This window comes from Roseburia sp. CLA-AA-H209, from assembly GCF_020687575.1.
GTDB classification, from domain to species: domain Bacteria; phylum Bacillota; class Clostridia; order Lachnospirales; family Lachnospiraceae; genus Roseburia_C; species Roseburia_C amylophila.
Map to the genome: position 1 here is coordinate 18,558 of NZ_JAJEQU010000023.1, position 15,493 is coordinate 34,050.

Here is a 15,493-nt window from a genome sequence, read left to right on the forward strand (position 1 = left end):
TCTATATAGAAAGCACGAAGCAGGAGGGTAAAGATGAAACAGGAACATGCAATTGATTTACGAAAGGCAGCCATTATCGGATGTGGGTTTGTCGGCTCTGCCACTGCATTTACACTGATGCAGAGCAAGCTCTTTTCTGAACTGGTTTTAATTGATGTGGATAAAGCAAGAGCGGAAGGAGAGGCCATGGATATCAGCCATGGAATGCCATTTGCTGCACCGATGAAAATATATGCCGGCAGTTATGATGACATTGTGGATGCCGACATTATTATCATTACGGCGGGAGCGAACCAGAAACCGGGAGAAACAAGGCTTGAGCTGGTAAAGAAAAATGTAGCCATTTACAAAAATATTATCCCGGAAATTGCTAACAGAAGGTGTCGTGGCATATTACTCATCGTATCGAATCCGGTGGATATACTGACGCTGGCAGCATTGAAATTATCCGGTTTTCCGGAAAACCGGGTAATCGGTTCCGGAACTGTATTGGATACGGCCCGGTTAAAAAATATGCTGGGAAAACAGCTTGGCATCGACAATCGTGGTGTGCATGCATTTATTGTAGGAGAACACGGAGACAGCGAGGTGGCGGTATTCAGTTCTGCCAACGTATCCGGTATTCCGTTGGAACAGATTTATAAGCTGCGTGGCTATGAGGAATATGAAAGTCATACGAAGCGTATATATGAAGAAGTAAAGAACAGTGCTTATGAAATCATAGAGCGTAAGCAGGCAACCTATTATGGGATTGCAATGGCGATTAAGCGGATTTGTGAATGTATTGTCCGGGATGAACATTCGGTGCTTCCGGTGTCCAGTCTGATGCATGGGCAATATGGCATTTCCGATATCGTGCTGAGCATGCCGGCAGTGGTGGATGCCGGTGGCGTGGAGCAGATTCTTCCGGTGTCATTAGACGAAGAAGAGCGGGCAAGGCTTCATACGTCAGCAAAAGCACTGCGGGATGTGATTGCTGACATAGAATTATAGAGCAGGCGGAATAGAAAGAGAGAAAGAAAAGGGTAGAAGGAATCAGGCAGGACAAAAGAAGGAGGAGTTTCCATGAAATATTTATTACTGGTGGTATCCATTTTCGGGCTGGATGAAGGAATCAAGCAGCGGATTGATAAGAAGGAGCCGTTGGGAAAAGAAAGAAGAGTTCCAAAGCTTCCGGTTGTAATTGAAAAATATTATAACAATGGAGCCGCATTGAATCTTTTAGCGAAGAAACCGAAAATTATGCTGGGGTTACACAGTGCATGCATGGCAGGACTGATGACCATATATGGATTTGTATTAAGAAAAGGAAATGCAGGACTGAAAACCGGTATGAGTATGATGGTTGGCGGCGGATTAAGTAATCTCTGGGACAGAATTCATAAGAAGCATGTGGTGGATTATATTCGCTTTGATACACCGTGGAAACGCTTTTCAAGAATTGTATTTAATATTTCCGATTTCTTTATTTTTATCGGAGCAGCAGTTTCTATGTTGTTTGCATACAGGTAAGAAAACGGGATTGCAGCCAACGGTAATAATACCGAAGGAAGCAATCCCATTTTTCTTAATCAAATTCGTTCGTTATATCTTAATCAACATAAAAAATCATTATTAAAAATCAAATTCTATATCTGAGAAAGGTACATTGAAAAACCTTGATTATTGCAACTATTTAATTACTGTTACGTTAGTTGCCTGAGGACCTTTAGCGCCTTCTGTTACGTCAAATTCTACTGCTGCGCCTTCTTCTAAGGATTTGTAACCATCCATGTTAAGTCCTGAGTAGTGTACGAATACATCATTACCTTCTGCATCAGAGATGAATCCGTAACCTTTCTGGTTATTAAACCATTTAACTGTACCGTTCATTATAGTACCTCCACAAAAATTATCTAGCCATACGGCTATGCTTAGAATAGCATAATTTATTTTAAAAGTAAAGAAAATTAGTTGATATCAGTATAGGGGATATCATGCCCGGCAAAAAATTTTCGTATCAGCAGATCCCATTCCTGGTCGAAGGTGTGGTCTAAGGTAAAACTGCGGTAAGATACACCATTGGTACAGGAAAGAATACTATCCTGAAATTTGATGTTTAAGAAAACTCCATTCAAATCCTGGGTAGTCAGACCACTTTTACTTACTTCCAGAGTATTTTTAAGATTCTTTGGAGAAAGCTGAAAGATAAAGCGGAAATAGGAGGGGGTATGTTTTCCCTTGATCAGGGCGAAGCAGTTTTCACGCAGCATGCCAAAAGGCAGGCAGCTTAAACCGGTTAGTTCCAGTTCATCCAGTTCTTCCGGACTGTAGAAATCCGGTACAAGATGTCCGTCGATTTCATAGGAACCTTTTCCACGGATGGTAGCTTCTGATAATAAGAAGTGGTCAAATAAATCCGTGCGAAGTAATTTATTCATAAAATCCTTTACCTGTAAAAGTTGTATTGCAATCATAGTATCCTCCTCATTTTTAAAGTGTAACACAAACCGGATAGAAAAAACAGAGAAAGTATTGTAGAATGTCTATGAAAAGAAGTAGATCGAAAGGAAATGATATGAGAAAACAAAGATTATTAACCGGTATTGCAGGAATACTTATGGCATTTCTGTTTACCGGCTGTAATACGTCATCCGTTGAAGAATGGGTAGATGAAGTAGTAGAAGATATCAATGGACAGATACCGGATAATACCTTCCTTCCGGTAGAGTCGGTTTCAGAGGAAAAATATGTATATGGCCAGCTTACGGAAGAAGAACAGCTTGTTTATGATGAGATGCTGGATGCTATTTTAAATCATCGGGAAGAGGTGGCAGTTGCTACATTAGATAAAGACGTACTGGCAAAAATGTATGAAGCAATTATGGCAGACTATGGCGGACTCTTCTGGGTAGATGGCTATTCCTATACGGAATATTCCCGTGCGGGTGTATTGACCGGGCTTAAGTTTGCTCCGAAGTATACAATGGATGAAGCTGCAAGACAGGAGACACAGGCGGCAATTGATGAAAAGGTCGACGTACTGCTTGGCGGCATTTCATCCGAGGACAGTGATTACCAGAAAGCGCGGTTTATATTTGATACGCTGGTGCGTACGGTAAATTATGACCTTAATGCAGAGAATAATCAGAATATCATCAGTGTATTTCTAGAGGGAAGAACGGTGTGCCAGGGCTATGCCTGTGCCACAAAATATCTGATGGATTTATTAGGTATTCCATGTACGATAGTGACAGGAACTGCCAATGGAGAACCACATGCATGGAATCTCATCGAACTGGATGGAGCCTATTATTATATGGATACTACCTGGGGTAATCCAACTTCCAACAGTCCGGATGACTTCGGAGATGTAGCTGAAGTGGTAGATTATTGCTTTTTTACTGCAACTACAGAAGAGTTATTTCAGACCCACAGTCCCAATGTGAATTTTTCTTTGCCGGAATGCAATTGCCTGGATGACAGTTATTTTGTGCAGGAAAATTGTTATTTTAAGGACTGGTATCCGGAAGATATCGGAGCATTATTTACAGAGCTTGACAGCCACCCTGTACAGATGAAGTTTGAGGATGAGGCAGTTTATGGGCAGGCACAGCAGTTTTTCATTGAAGAAGGGCATATCGGGGATTATTATACCGGGGATAGTTCCTTATTTTATATGAAAAATGAGACAATGCGGGTACTTACTTTCCTGAAAAAATAAAATATTTGTGAAATATTATAAAAATTTAAATATCCTCTTTTCAAAACGTAATATTTATGATAATATGACGTAGTAATGAAAACTACTTGTTATTACAAAGGAAAACATAATATATAATTTTAAACATTGCGTACATACTATAAGAGAGATGACCACGCAATCAGGAGGATAGAAAATGAGCTACAAAATCATAGTAGACAGCTGTGGAGAGTTATTTGATGATATGAAAGCAGATGGAAGATTCCAGTCTGTTCCGTTAGAGCTTGAGGTAGATGGATACCATGTGGTGGATGATGAATCCTTTGATCAACTGGAGTTTATTCGCAGGGTAAAGGAAAGCAGGCATAGCCCGAAGTCATCCTGCCCATCTCCACAGAGATATGTGGAAGCATATTTAGGAGAAGCAGAGCATGTATATGTAGTAACACTTTCCGGTAAATTAAGCGGTTCTTATAACAGTGCAGAGCTGGCAAAGAAGCTTTATTTAGAAGAACATATGGCAAAACAGATTCATGTATTTGATTCCTGTTCCGCATCCATTGGAGAGACTCTGATTGCAGAAAAGATACAGGAATCAGAGGAAGCCGGAAAGAGCTTTGAAGAAGTGGTTGCTGAGACAGAAAAATATATTAAAGACCAGCAGACCTTCTTTGTATTAGAGACTTTAGAGACTCTGCGTAAAAACGGCAGACTCAGTAACCTGAAAGCCTGGGTTGCCGGGGCATTAAATATCAAGCCGGTAATGGGGGCCACGCCCGAGGGTACAATCTGTCAGCTGGGACAGGCAAGAGGAATGACAAAGGCATTGGACTATATGGTTAATGAAATTGTAAAGAGAACGAAAGAGTGTGAAAAGAAGATTTTATCCATCGCACATTGCAATTGTCCGGAACGTGCAAAACAGGTAAAAGAAAAATTGGAAAAGCTGGCAAAATTTAAAGATATCAGAATTGTAGATACTGCAGGAGTCAGCACCATGTATGCCAATAATGGCGGTGTTATTGTAGCAGTTTAAAAAATAGCAGATAAATAGAAAACAGATAAAGGAAAACAGAATCGGTGCAAACCGGTTCTGTTTTCTTTTGCTGTCGGTAACAAAATGGAGCATCCGCATATAGTAATAACAGACGATTGCAAGGCAAGGAGGGATGAAATGCAAATCGCAATCATTGGAGCAGATGAAAGAACACCGGCATTGAAACGTTGTCTGACGGAATCGGGAATTGGAATCATAGAAATAACGGAGCAGAATATCCGGCGACTGATGCAGTGTCAGATTATTGTATTACCGTTGCGGGCATTGGAGGAGGATGGCAGAATCAGAGGAAGCAGGGTAAAAATAGGAATGGTATTATCCTATGCAGCGGAGAGAAGTGTTATTTATGGAGGTTGTTTCCCGGAGGTTCTGACACGAAGACCATCAGGGCGGCGGATACGGCTGGTTGATTATATGGAAGATGAAGTCTTTAGAAATGAGAATGCCGGACTTACAGCAGAAGGCTGCCTTGTAGAAGCAATGACAAAGAGCAGGTGCTGCGTGAAAGGAAGAAACTGTCTGGTGGCAGGTTTTGGTTATTGTGGAAGAGCCATGGCAAAGCTGCTTTTATCTTTGGAAGCGGAAGTAACTGTTTATGATATAAAGGAAGATTGCCAGCGGGTGGCAATGGAAATGGGGTGTGGTTTGTGGCAGGAGAATGCAGAGAAGCAGAACTTTGAGTGGATTTTTTATATGGCAGATAAACCATGTTCAATAGACACAGTCTTAAAATGGTGCGATGAGAAAACATATCTATGGGATATTACAACCGGTGGCGGACTTCCGGCAGAGGAGTTAGAAGAAAAAGGTATTCATGTGGAACATCTTACTGCCGTTCCTGGAAGAATACTGACAGAAAGTGCAGGAATCATTCTTGCCCGGATGATAGAAAGAGGAGCAGCAGATTATGGAAGAGTATAAGCTTACATTAGGACTTGGAATTACCGGCTCTTTCTGTACTTTTGGGAAGATACTCCGGACGACAGAAGCACTGGTGCAAAAAGGAATAAAAGTTATTCCGGTATACTCCAGACATGCAGGAACTTTGGATACCAGATTTATGACAGCGGAAGTATTTCAAAACAGAATGCAGGAGATTACAGGAGAAAGGGGAATTCAAAGTATCGTGCAGGCAGAAACCATCGGTCCGTCAGGACTTTTTGATGTGATGGCAATTGCACCATGTACCGGAAATACCATGGCAAAGCTGCAGCAGGGCATTGTAGATACCGCAGTGCTTATGGCAGCTAAAGCGCATCTTAGAAATGAAAAGCCGTTGGTGCTGGCAATTTCTACCAATGATGCTTTGTCCATGAATCTTAGAAATATCGGACTGCTGATGAATATGAAGCATATCTATTTTGTACCTTTCCGGCAGGATGATTATCAGAAGAAACCTCATTCTCTGGTGGCGGATTTTAGCCGGTTAGAGGAGACTATTGCTGCAGCCATGAAAGAAAAACAGCTGCAGCCGGTGGTGCTGTCTCCAATGCCGGTAGATTATAAATGAAGGTCAATCTTATATTCACTGAGCCAGTAATGAATCTGCAGGAGATAAGCAATCATCTGAGGACCTGCCATAAGCTGGCCATACCATGGTTTGCCATAGTCTCCTTCCTGATTTAAGAATTGCATAGTCTTTTCTTTATCAATCAGTGCAAGAAGGGGACTTTCCCCGGTGGTCAGCAGTGCACTCAGACGCTGACGCAGGAGCTGTTCATAGTAAGGATGGTAGGTCTTAGGATAAGGACTTTTCTTGCGGAAAGTAATGGTGTCCGGAAGATAGTCTTTCGCACACTGCCGCAAAAGGTTTTTCACAAGACCATCTTTGGCTTTCATTTCCCATGGCACATTAAAGACATAAGAAACCAGGTTTTTATCTGCAAAAGGAACGCGGGCTTCCAGACCGGAGAACATACTGGTGCGGTCCATGCGGTTTAGCAGAGTCTGCATAAAGTAGCGGATGTTAAGATAGGAAATACGCCGGCGGCTGCATTCCGTATCATTGTCCGATGGCAGAATATCGACCTCTGCAATGGCATTTTCATAAGAACTTTGCACATAGGAATCTAAGGACAGTGCATCTGCAATTTCGTCTTTTAAGAAGGACTTGCGGAAAGACAAATCCGGTGTCCATGGAAACGTGTTGCAGGAAAGAAAATTCTTCCGGTGAAACCACGGATAGCCGCCGAAAACTTCATCGGCACATTCTCCGGTCAGGACTACCTTATGCTGCTTACTGACTTCCCGGCAGAAGAAGAGCAGGGATGAGTCAACGTCAGCCATACATGGAAGGTCATGGGCTTTCATGGAAGCAAAGAGTAAGTCAGCCTGGGAGCGGTTGTCACAGGTCAGATATTGATGCTCACTCTTAAGATAGTTTTTCATAATATCCACAAAGGGACGGTCTTCGGAGGGCTGAAAATCATTTGCCTTAAAGTAACGGGAATTATCTGTAAAGTCAAAGGAATAGGTAGAAAGAGTCTGCCCTTCTTTTCTTAATTCTTCCGCACAGACCGAAGAGACAAGACTGGAATCCAACCCGCCGGAAAGAAAGGTGCAGATTGGAACATCGGAAACCATCTGCCGGCGGATGGACTGTAACAGCAGCTCTTTTGTGTGGACAACGGTTTCTTCATAGCTGTCTGTATGTGGATGGCTTTCTAATCGGAAGTAACAGTAATCTTTCAGTCCGGAAGCACTGAAAGTGAGGTAATGTCCCGGCAGACATTCTGCCATATGCTCATAAACTGCGTTGCCGGGGTTCCTGGCAGGACCAAGACCAAAGATTTCGCAGAGTCCTGTTTTATTTACCGAAGGGATGCAGCCGGGATAACAGAAAATTCCTTTCGGCTCGGAAGAAAAGATAAGTGTATCATGAAAAAGCCGGTAAAAGAGCGGCTTTACACCAAAGGCATCCCGGAAGAGATAGAGAAGCTGATGAGCCTCATCATAAATGGCAAAAGAGAAAATACCATTCATTTTCCGGACAAAGGACGGTCCTTCAAAAAGAAATCCATTTAAAATGACTTCTGTATCGGAATGAGTACGAAAGGTCATGCCATGGGAAACCAGTTCCTCACGGAGTTCTTTCGTATTATAAAGTTCTCCATTATAGACGATGGTGAAGTCTGCGTCACAATAATGTCTGGTCATAGGCTGAAGTCCACCATGAGGATCAATAATGGTAAGCCGGGTGTGGGAAAACCCTGTATGAGAGGTTAAATAAATACCATGGGAGTCCGGCCCGCGGTGATAAAGTGCGTCACTCATATCAGATAGAATGTTACGATAATAAGGCTCCCTTTCTAAAAAATCAGTATGTAAATTACAAAAACCGGAAATACCGCACATAGCAATTCTCAATTCATTTTTTGTAGTAATCTATGCATTTCCCTAAATAAAAAGTACAAAAAAGAAGAGAGATTTATGAAAGAGAGGAAGCATTTTCTGGGTGCAAAGCACAGGTAAGGAGTTGTCGGCAGTAAGTTGTGTGGGTTATAATAAAAAAGATGAAACTATTTTTCCGGCTGGAACGTCTAATTTACAGAAAGCAAAGGTTGAAAGGCTTTCTTTGCATATGCAGGTTTTCGGAAAGAGAAGAGGAAACAGGAATGAAGAAAAGAGGAATCGCAAAAGCGGTGGAGCAGGAAATTCTTGCATCCTATGAGCAGCTTTACCGGCTGGCAATTACCTATGTAAAGAACGAACAGGACGCAATGGATGTAGTGCAGGAAAGTGCATATAAGGCAATGAAGAATGCCGGTCAGGTGAAGGAAGAAACCTATATTAAGACCTGGCTCTGGCGGATTGTTATAAATACGTCACTGGATATGTGCAAGAAACAGAAGCGTATCGTAAGTGGAGTATTTATCCCGGAAGAAGCAAAAGAAGATGTATACAAAGACTGGGATATGCTGGCAGCGTTGGAAGAATTAGAAGAACGGGAAAGAACTATTGTGATATTAAAATATTTTGAAGAATGGAAAATAGATGATATTGCAGATCTTCTGAAAGAAAATCCAAACACCGTAAAATCAATCCTGTATCGCAGCTTAAAGAAATTAAAGATAAAGATGTCCAGGGAGGAAATAGCATGAACCATGAGAAAATAGACAGGATGAAGCAGGAATATGAGCAGATAGAAGTCCCGGAAGCATTGAAAACGCAGGTGGAAGCCGGAATCAGAAAAGGAAAGAGGGAGACCCAGAAAGGCAGTATCCGCTTTTTAAAAGGAGCAGCAACGGTAGCGGCAGCTATGGTTGCACTGGTGATTTCGGTAAATGTAAGCCCGACAATAGCCCATGCCATGGAAGAGGTTCCATTACTTGGCACAATTGTAAAAGTAGTGAACTTTTCTACATATTCTGATGTACAGGATGATAAGAATATGGAAGCAAATGTAGACATTCCCCAGGTGGCAGTGACAAATCAGGATGGGAAAGTATTATCGGATGAGACGGACGAGCTGAATCAGGAAGTGAAAAAGTATGCCGGTGGTATTATTAAGTCTTATCAGTCTGATGTAGCTTCCATTGAAGATGGTGAGAATGGTAATGAGGCAGTGAATTCGTCTTATCAGGTAGTGACAGATAACGACCGGCTGTTTGCTTTAAGAATTGATACTTCCATTGTAATGGCAGGATCGAACCAGTATACGAAAATCTATAATATAGATAAGAAAACCGGAAATACCATTACATTAAATGATTTATTTCAGAAGGATTCCGATTATCTGGACCGGATTTCAGAGGAAATAGAAAAGCAGATGAAGGAAAATATGGAAAAAGACAGTAACCTGCAATACTTCTTAGACAAGGATGTAGATGGCTACAGCTTTGATGGAATTAAGAATGATGTAAATTTCTATGTCAACAAAGAAGGAGAGTTGACCATTGTTTTTGATAAATATGAAGTAGCACCGGGTTATATGGGAATTGTAGAATTTACGATTCCGACCAGTGTGGTTTCTGATATTATAAAGGACGGATATCTGCAATAATATGACAAAGATGGTGCGTACTAGGCATTTATAGTAATCGAAAACTCCCCCGGATATTGGAAGAAATTTCAATATCCGGGGGAGTTCTTATGCTATATCATGAGATACTTTTATTTCTTGAAGTTAGCTCTCTTTCTTAAGGTCGGGTCAAGAATACGTTTACGGATACGTAAGGATTCTGGAGTAACCTCTAAGAGCTCGTCAACATCGATAAAGTCTAATGCCTGCTCTAAGGAAAGTATCTTTGGTGGAACAAGGGTCAGCGCTTCGTCTGCGGAAGAAGAACGTGTATTGGTTAAGTGTTTCTTCTTACATACGTTTAATTCAATGTCTTCCGGTTTAGAGGAAGAACCGATCACCATACCGGAGTAAACCTTTACACCGGCTCCGATGAAGAGAGTACCACGCTCCTGAGCGGAGAACAGACCGTAAGTTACGGATTCGCCGGATTCGAAAGCAATCAGGGAACCAAGTTTACGATAAGCAATATCTCCCTTGTATGGAGCATAGCCATTGAAAATGGTATTGATGATACCATTTCCTTTGGTGTCGGTTAAGAAGTCTCCACGGTAACCGATAAGACCACGGGATGGAATGTTAAATTCCATACGGGTATAGCCGCCGCTGATTGGACGCATATCAACCATCTCACCTTTACGCTGGCTTAATTTATCAATAACAGTACCGGTGAATTCATCCGGAACGTCAACATAAGCTAATTCCATAGGCTCTAATTTCTTGCCGTTTTCATCAGTGTGGTAAAGAACTTCAGCCTTGCTGACTGCAAATTCATAACCTTCACGACGCATATTTTCGATTAATACGGAAAGATGTAACTCACCACGTCCGGAAACCTTGAAGCAGTCTGCACTGTCGGTTTCTTCTACACGAAGGCTGACGTCGGTATTTAACTCACGGAACAGTCTGTCTCTTAAGTGACGGGAAGTAATGAATTTACCTTCCTGTCCTGCAAGCGGGCTGTCGTTGACCATGAAATTCATGGAAAGAGTAGGCTCAGAAATCTTCTGGAAAGGAATGGCAACCGGGTTGTCTGTTGCACAGATGGTATCACCGATATGGATGTCTGCAATACCGGAAATAGCAACGATAGAACCGATTTTCGCTTCCTTTACTTCTACTTTATTCAGACCATCAAATTCGTATAATTTGCTGATTTTGACTTTTTTCTGTTTGTCAGGCTCGTGGTGGTTTACTACGATAGCATCCTGATTTACCTTTAAGACACCGTTGTCTACTTTACCAACACCGATTCGTCCAACGTATTCATTATAATCAATGGTACTGATAAGAACCTGGGTGTTTGCATCCGGGTCACCGGTAGGTGCCGGAATGTAGTCGATAATGGTTTCGAATAAAGGAGTCATATCCTTGCGCTCATCATTTAAATTTCTTATGGCGTATCCATCTCTTGCAGAAGCGAAGATGAATGGGCAGTCTAACTGTTCGTCAGAAGCGTCTAAATCCATGAAAAGCTCTAATACTTCATCAATAACTTCTTCCGGTCTTGCTTCTGGACGGTCAATTTTATTGATACATACAATAACCGGCAGATTCAGTTCCAGTGCTTTCATAAGAACGAATTTGGTCTGTGGCATAGCACCTTCAAATGCATCTACCACAAGAATAACACCGTTTACCATTTTCAGAACTCGCTCAACCTCGCCACCGAAGTCGGCATGGCCAGGAGTATCAATGATATTGATTTTTACATCTTTGTAGAATACAGCAGTATTCTTAGAAAGAATGGTAATACCACGTTCACGCTCAATATCATTGGAATCCATGACACGTTCCTGGACTTCCTGATTGGCACGGAATACACCACTCTGTTTCAACAGCTCATCGACCAGAGTAGTTTTACCGTGGTCAACGTGGGCGATGATAGCTATGTTTCTAATATCGTCTCTTGTTGTTTTCATATAAAATCCTTCCTTCTATCAGTGCATAAAATTCAGTTTCTTCTTATATATAATGCCTGTCTATAAATGACCGGCGTTTTTATTCTATCACATATTGAAAAATACGCAAGTATTTCTTTCTTTACAGGAAATTGCTTTCCTGTAAAGAAAAAAACGCTCCGCGAGGATGCACACTGCGGCGTATAAGGTAGATGTCGCAAGCGACCGCCGCAGGCGCGAGAATGTGCCAAGGCACATTCTTTGTTCAAGGACACAGCGCATATGCATGGAAAAGTGGCTTTATGCATAATATATCCAAAATGTTATCGACAGATTTTGATGAGTTTCATCTCATTGGAATGGTACTGTAAAAACGTTCGAAAACACACTAAATAAAGGAGAAAGATTCATGGCAGATAAGATTTTAGAAAACAACCAGGTATCCATTGTAGGGGAGATTATTTCCGATTTCCAATACAGTCATGAAGTGTATGGGGAAGGCTTTTATATGGTAGAGGTAGCGGTCAGCAGATTAAGTAATTTTTCCGACTACATTCCATTGATGATTTCAGAGCGTCTGATTGACACTTCGCAGAGTTACATAGGACAGAAGGTATATGTGACCGGACAGTTCCGTTCCTATAACAGACATGAGGAACTTAAGAACCGGCTGGTTCTCTCCGTATTCGTCCGGGAGATTGAGTTTATTGAAGAAGAGACAGAGGAGATGAAGAGCAACCAGATTCTTCTTGATGGCTATATCTGTAAAGACCCGATTTACCGTAAGACTCCTCTTGGAAGAGAAATTGCAGACCTGTTGGTGGCGGTAAACCGTTCCTATGGAAAATCTGATTATATCCCATGCATCTGCTGGGGAAGAAATGCAAGATTTGCCGCAAGATTTGAGGTGGGTGTGCATGTGCAGATCTGGGGCAGAATCCAGAGCAGGGAGTATGTCAAACGCTTAAATGAGGATGAGGTAGAGAAGCGTACCGCCTATGAAGTATCCGTGAGCAAAATTGAATATATGGAATAAAATAGTAGAAATAAAGAATAGTTGAGAAAACATGAAACATACAGACATTGCTTTTTATTGGAAATTGTGGTATCGTAAGTAAATCTGGGATAAAGAGTCCCTGTAAGAATTGGCATGGAGGTTTGTCATGGAAAAGGGTTCCGTACAGATTTATTATGGTGCAGGTCGTGGAAAGACCAATGCTGCACTGGGCAATGCGTTGCGGGCAGCCGGAGAGAATAAGAGTGTAATTATTATCCAGTTTTTAAAAGGAAAAACAGATGATCAGATTGCTTATATGAAGCAGTTAGAGCCGGAAATCAAGGTATTCCGTTTTGAAAAATCAGAAGAGAATTATGATGAACTGCCGGAAGAAAGACAGGCAGAAGAGAAACTCAATATGAAAAACGGACTGAATTTTGCCAAGAAAGTGCTGGTTACCGGTGAATGCAATGTACTGATTCTGGATGAAGTTCTGGGTCTTATTGATGCCGGAGTAATTTCGTCGGAAGAATTAGAAGCTGTTTTAAAAGCAAAGATGGATGAAACAGAGGTTATTATGACCGGAAGGGTATTAGAAGAATCCATTCGCAGCTATGCAGATGAGATTTATAAGATTACTGCGGAAAAATAAGAAAGAAAATGTAAAATGTCTGCATAGGACGTTGACAGATAGTAGCAGCGGTGCTATATTGAGGTAAGAAATTTAATATATGAAGGTAGAGGTTGCGTGAGACAAGAGTACTTGGTCGGATATGGCAGACATAGAAGAAGACATAAGGAAAGGGGAACACGCCGAAAGGTTATTTTTCCTGCAAAGAATAATCTTGGGCATGGATTGAAGAAGTTCATGACTGTCATCTTGTAATAAGATGGGGCGCTATCGGTATGATCCATAATAATTTAAGTGGAATATCAACCGGCTCCCTGTGAGCCGGTTTTTTTATGCTGGTAATAAAAGCAAAACAAACGATATCTTCATACAATAAATAAGATACTTATAAAGTGGAGGAAAAAGAACATGTCTATTTACAAAGGTTCCGGAGTTGCAATTGTAACCCCAATGAAGGCAAATGAAGAAGTTAACTATGACAAATTAGAGGAATTAATCGAAGAACAGATTTCTGAAGGTACAGACTGTATCGTAATTGCAGGAACAACAGGAGAGAGTTCTACCTTATCCATGGAAGAACATCACAAAGTAATCTGTGCAGCAGTAGAATTTGCAAAACACAGAGTTCCGGTAGTAGCAGGAACCGGTTCTAACTCAACGGAGACAGCAATCCAGTTGACCCAAGAAGCAGAAGAAGCAGGAGCAGACGGAGCACTTATCGTAACTCCATATTATAATAAGGCAACACAGAAAGGTTTAATCGGACATTATTCTAAGATTGCACAGGAAACAAGACTTCCGATTATTATGTATAATGTACCGGGAAGAACCGGATGTAACCTTCTGCCGGAGACAGTTGCAGAATTATTCCGCACCCAGGAAAATATTGTTGGATTAAAAGAAGCAACCGGTAACCTTGCACAGGCATCTAAGACCATGTACTTAACCGATGGAAAGCTTGATTTATATTCCGGAGAAGACGGACTGGTTGTACCACTTATGTCCATTGGCGGAATCGGAGTAATTTCCGTATGGGCAAACCTTGCTCCGGCAAAAGTGCATAATATGTGTGAAAGCTTCTTCAAAGGCGACCTTGCAACAGCAAATCAGTTACAGAGAGAAGCCCTTCCATTGATTGATGCATTATTCTGTGAAGTAAACCCGATTCCGGTAAAAGAAGCATTAAATCTTATGGGCAAGAACGTCGGACCGCTTCGTTCCCCGCTTTGCGAGATGGAGCCAGCCAATAAGGAGAGACTGATTCAGGCAATGCGTACATATGGATTAAAATTAGTATAAGAAACTGGAGATGATAGAGATGACAAAAGTAATCATGCATGGCTGTAATGGAAAAATGGGTCAGGTAATAACCGGCCTGATTGCGCAGGACGAAGATGTGAAAATTGTAGCCGGAATTGATACCTATGATGAAAAGAAAAATGATTATCCGGTATATAAGACCATCCGGGAATGCCAGATTGCAGCAGATGTTGTGATTGATTTTTCAAATGCGAAGGCAGTAGATGAACTGTTAAATTACTGTGGCGAAAAGAAGCTTCCGCTGGTACTTTGCACCACCGGTTTATCCGAAGACCAGCTGGCGAAAGTTACTGAGACCAGCAAAGAGACTGCAATTTTAAAATCTGCCAATATGTCACTTGGAATCAATACCTTAATGGATTTATTGCAGACTGCTATAAAGAAGCTTGCACCTGCCGGCTTTGATGTGGAAATCGTAGAGAAACATCATAACCAGAAGCTGGATGCGCCGAGTGGAACTGCTCTTGCATTAGCAGATGCCATGAACGAAGCTATGGACAATACCTATTCCTATAAATTAGACCGGAGCAGTGAGCGGAAGAAGAGAGATGCAAAAGAAATCGGTATTCAGGCAGTCCGTGGAGGAAGCATTGTTGGTGAACATGAAGTAATCTTCGCAGGAACTGATGAAGTGATTGAATTTAAGCATACGGCATATTCTAAGGCAATCTTTGGGAAAGGAGCTGTAGAAGCAGCAAAGTTCTTAAAGGGAAAACCTGCCGGAATGTATGATATGCATGATGTAATCCGTGCAGAGTAGAGTTGGGCACGCATATAATTACAAAATAAGAAATCCCCGGTATCATATTGATATGTACCCAGAATCCTGGACACATATTTATGAACTAGGCTGAACACATGGATGCTATCCTGTATTGTACAGGC

General features: G+C 41.6%; 16 protein-coding genes and 1 riboswitch. Of the genes, 12 read left to right on the plus strand and 4 right to left on the minus strand.

Annotated elements, in window-relative coordinates:
• Positions 1–33: 33 nt before the first annotated feature.
• Positions 34–993: an L-lactate dehydrogenase gene (locus LKD41_RS14440; RefSeq protein WP_227701562.1), complete on the plus strand. Its 960-nt coding sequence runs from the start codon at positions 34–36 to the stop codon at positions 991–993.
• 72 nt (positions 994–1,065) lie between these two features.
• Positions 1,066–1,512, plus strand: a complete 447-nt coding sequence (locus tag LKD41_RS14445) for a signal peptidase II (protein WP_227701563.1) — start codon at positions 1,066–1,068, stop codon at positions 1,510–1,512.
• 159 nt (positions 1,513–1,671) lie between these two features.
• Here LKD41_RS14445 and LKD41_RS14450 read toward each other — a convergent pair whose 3' ends face one another.
• Together LKD41_RS14450 and LKD41_RS14455 are read right to left on the minus strand one after the other, a co-directional pair.
• Entirely contained in the window at positions 1,672–1,872 is a 201-nt protein-coding gene (locus LKD41_RS14450; protein ID WP_022242668.1) for a cold-shock protein, read from the minus strand.
• Between the two features lie 77 nt (positions 1,873–1,949).
• On the minus strand, positions 1,950–2,456 hold the full coding sequence (locus LKD41_RS14455; protein WP_227701564.1) for a DUF5721 family protein: 507 nt from the start codon (positions 2,454–2,456) through the stop codon (positions 1,950–1,952).
• Positions 2,457–2,557: 101 nt separating this feature from the next.
• Between LKD41_RS14455 and LKD41_RS14460 the strand changes: the two genes are divergently transcribed.
• The 4 genes from LKD41_RS14460 to LKD41_RS14475 all read left to right on the plus strand — a co-directional run bounded on the left by LKD41_RS14460 (position 2,558) and on the right by LKD41_RS14475 (position 6,249).
• Positions 2,558–3,703 (plus strand): transglutaminase domain-containing protein, encoded by a 1,146-nt coding sequence (locus LKD41_RS14460; RefSeq protein ID WP_227701565.1) that lies wholly within the window; start codon positions 2,558–2,560, stop codon positions 3,701–3,703.
• A gap of 175 nt (positions 3,704–3,878) precedes the next feature.
• Positions 3,879–4,718, plus strand: a complete 840-nt coding sequence (locus tag LKD41_RS14465; RefSeq protein WP_022242671.1) for a DegV family protein — start codon at positions 3,879–3,881, stop codon at positions 4,716–4,718.
• Positions 4,719–4,856: 138 nt separating this feature from the next.
• The gene (locus tag LKD41_RS14470; RefSeq protein WP_227701566.1) at positions 4,857–5,660 is read left to right on the plus strand and encodes a dipicolinate synthase subunit DpsA; all 804 of its coding nucleotides are present in this window, start codon (positions 4,857–4,859) and stop codon (positions 5,658–5,660) included.
• Positions 5,647–6,249, plus strand: coding sequence for a dipicolinate synthase subunit B (locus LKD41_RS14475; protein WP_227701567.1), 603 nt, complete (start codon positions 5,647–5,649; stop codon positions 6,247–6,249). Before LKD41_RS14470 ends, LKD41_RS14475 begins: the two co-directional genes overlap by 14 nt.
• On the opposite strand, the gene asnB is transcribed toward LKD41_RS14475, so the two are convergent.
• Positions 6,240–8,093: an asparagine synthase (glutamine-hydrolyzing) gene (gene asnB, locus LKD41_RS14480; RefSeq protein WP_227701568.1), complete on the minus strand. Its 1,854-nt coding sequence runs from the start codon at positions 8,091–8,093 to the stop codon at positions 6,240–6,242. The genes LKD41_RS14475 and asnB overlap by 10 nt on opposite strands.
• A 260-nt stretch (positions 8,094–8,353) precedes the next feature.
• Between asnB and LKD41_RS14485 the strand changes: the two genes are divergently transcribed.
• Together LKD41_RS14485 and LKD41_RS14490 are read left to right on the plus strand one after the other, a co-directional pair.
• Positions 8,354–8,839: a sigma-70 family RNA polymerase sigma factor gene (locus LKD41_RS14485; protein ID WP_117698937.1), complete on the plus strand. Its 486-nt coding sequence runs from the start codon at positions 8,354–8,356 to the stop codon at positions 8,837–8,839.
• Positions 8,836–9,741: an RsiV family protein gene (locus LKD41_RS14490; protein ID WP_227701569.1), complete on the plus strand. Its 906-nt coding sequence runs from the start codon at positions 8,836–8,838 to the stop codon at positions 9,739–9,741. Before LKD41_RS14485 ends, LKD41_RS14490 begins: the two co-directional genes overlap by 4 nt.
• Before the next feature lie 110 nt (positions 9,742–9,851).
• On the opposite strand, the gene typA is transcribed toward LKD41_RS14490, so the two are convergent.
• Positions 9,852–11,681, minus strand: a complete 1,830-nt coding sequence (typA, locus tag LKD41_RS14495; protein ID WP_022242677.1) for a translational GTPase TypA — start codon at positions 11,679–11,681, stop codon at positions 9,852–9,854.
• 388 nt (positions 11,682–12,069) lie between these two features.
• On the opposite strand from typA, the gene LKD41_RS14500 reads away from it, so the two are divergent.
• The 4 genes from LKD41_RS14500 (at position 12,070) to dapB (ending at position 15,368) form a co-directional block, all read left to right on the plus strand.
• Positions 12,070–12,696, plus strand: coding sequence for a single-stranded DNA-binding protein (locus LKD41_RS14500; protein ID WP_022242678.1), 627 nt, complete (start codon positions 12,070–12,072; stop codon positions 12,694–12,696).
• Between the two features lie 127 nt (positions 12,697–12,823).
• Entirely contained in the window at positions 12,824–13,309 is a 486-nt protein-coding gene (locus LKD41_RS14505; protein WP_022242679.1) for a cob(I)yrinic acid a,c-diamide adenosyltransferase, read from the plus strand.
• A 78-nt stretch (positions 13,310–13,387) separates the two neighbouring features.
• Positions 13,388–13,566, plus strand: a riboswitch (Lysine riboswitch).
• A gap of 130 nt (positions 13,567–13,696) precedes the next feature.
• Positions 13,697–14,587 carry a 4-hydroxy-tetrahydrodipicolinate synthase gene (dapA, locus tag LKD41_RS14510; RefSeq protein WP_227701570.1) on the plus strand — a complete coding sequence of 297 codons (891 nt, stop codon included), beginning with the start codon at positions 13,697–13,699 and terminating at the stop codon, positions 14,585–14,587.
• A 19-nt stretch (positions 14,588–14,606) separates the two neighbouring features.
• Positions 14,607–15,368 (plus strand): 4-hydroxy-tetrahydrodipicolinate reductase, encoded by a 762-nt coding sequence (dapB, locus tag LKD41_RS14515; RefSeq protein ID WP_022242681.1) that lies wholly within the window; start codon positions 14,607–14,609, stop codon positions 15,366–15,368.
• Positions 15,369–15,493 lie beyond the last annotated feature (125 nt).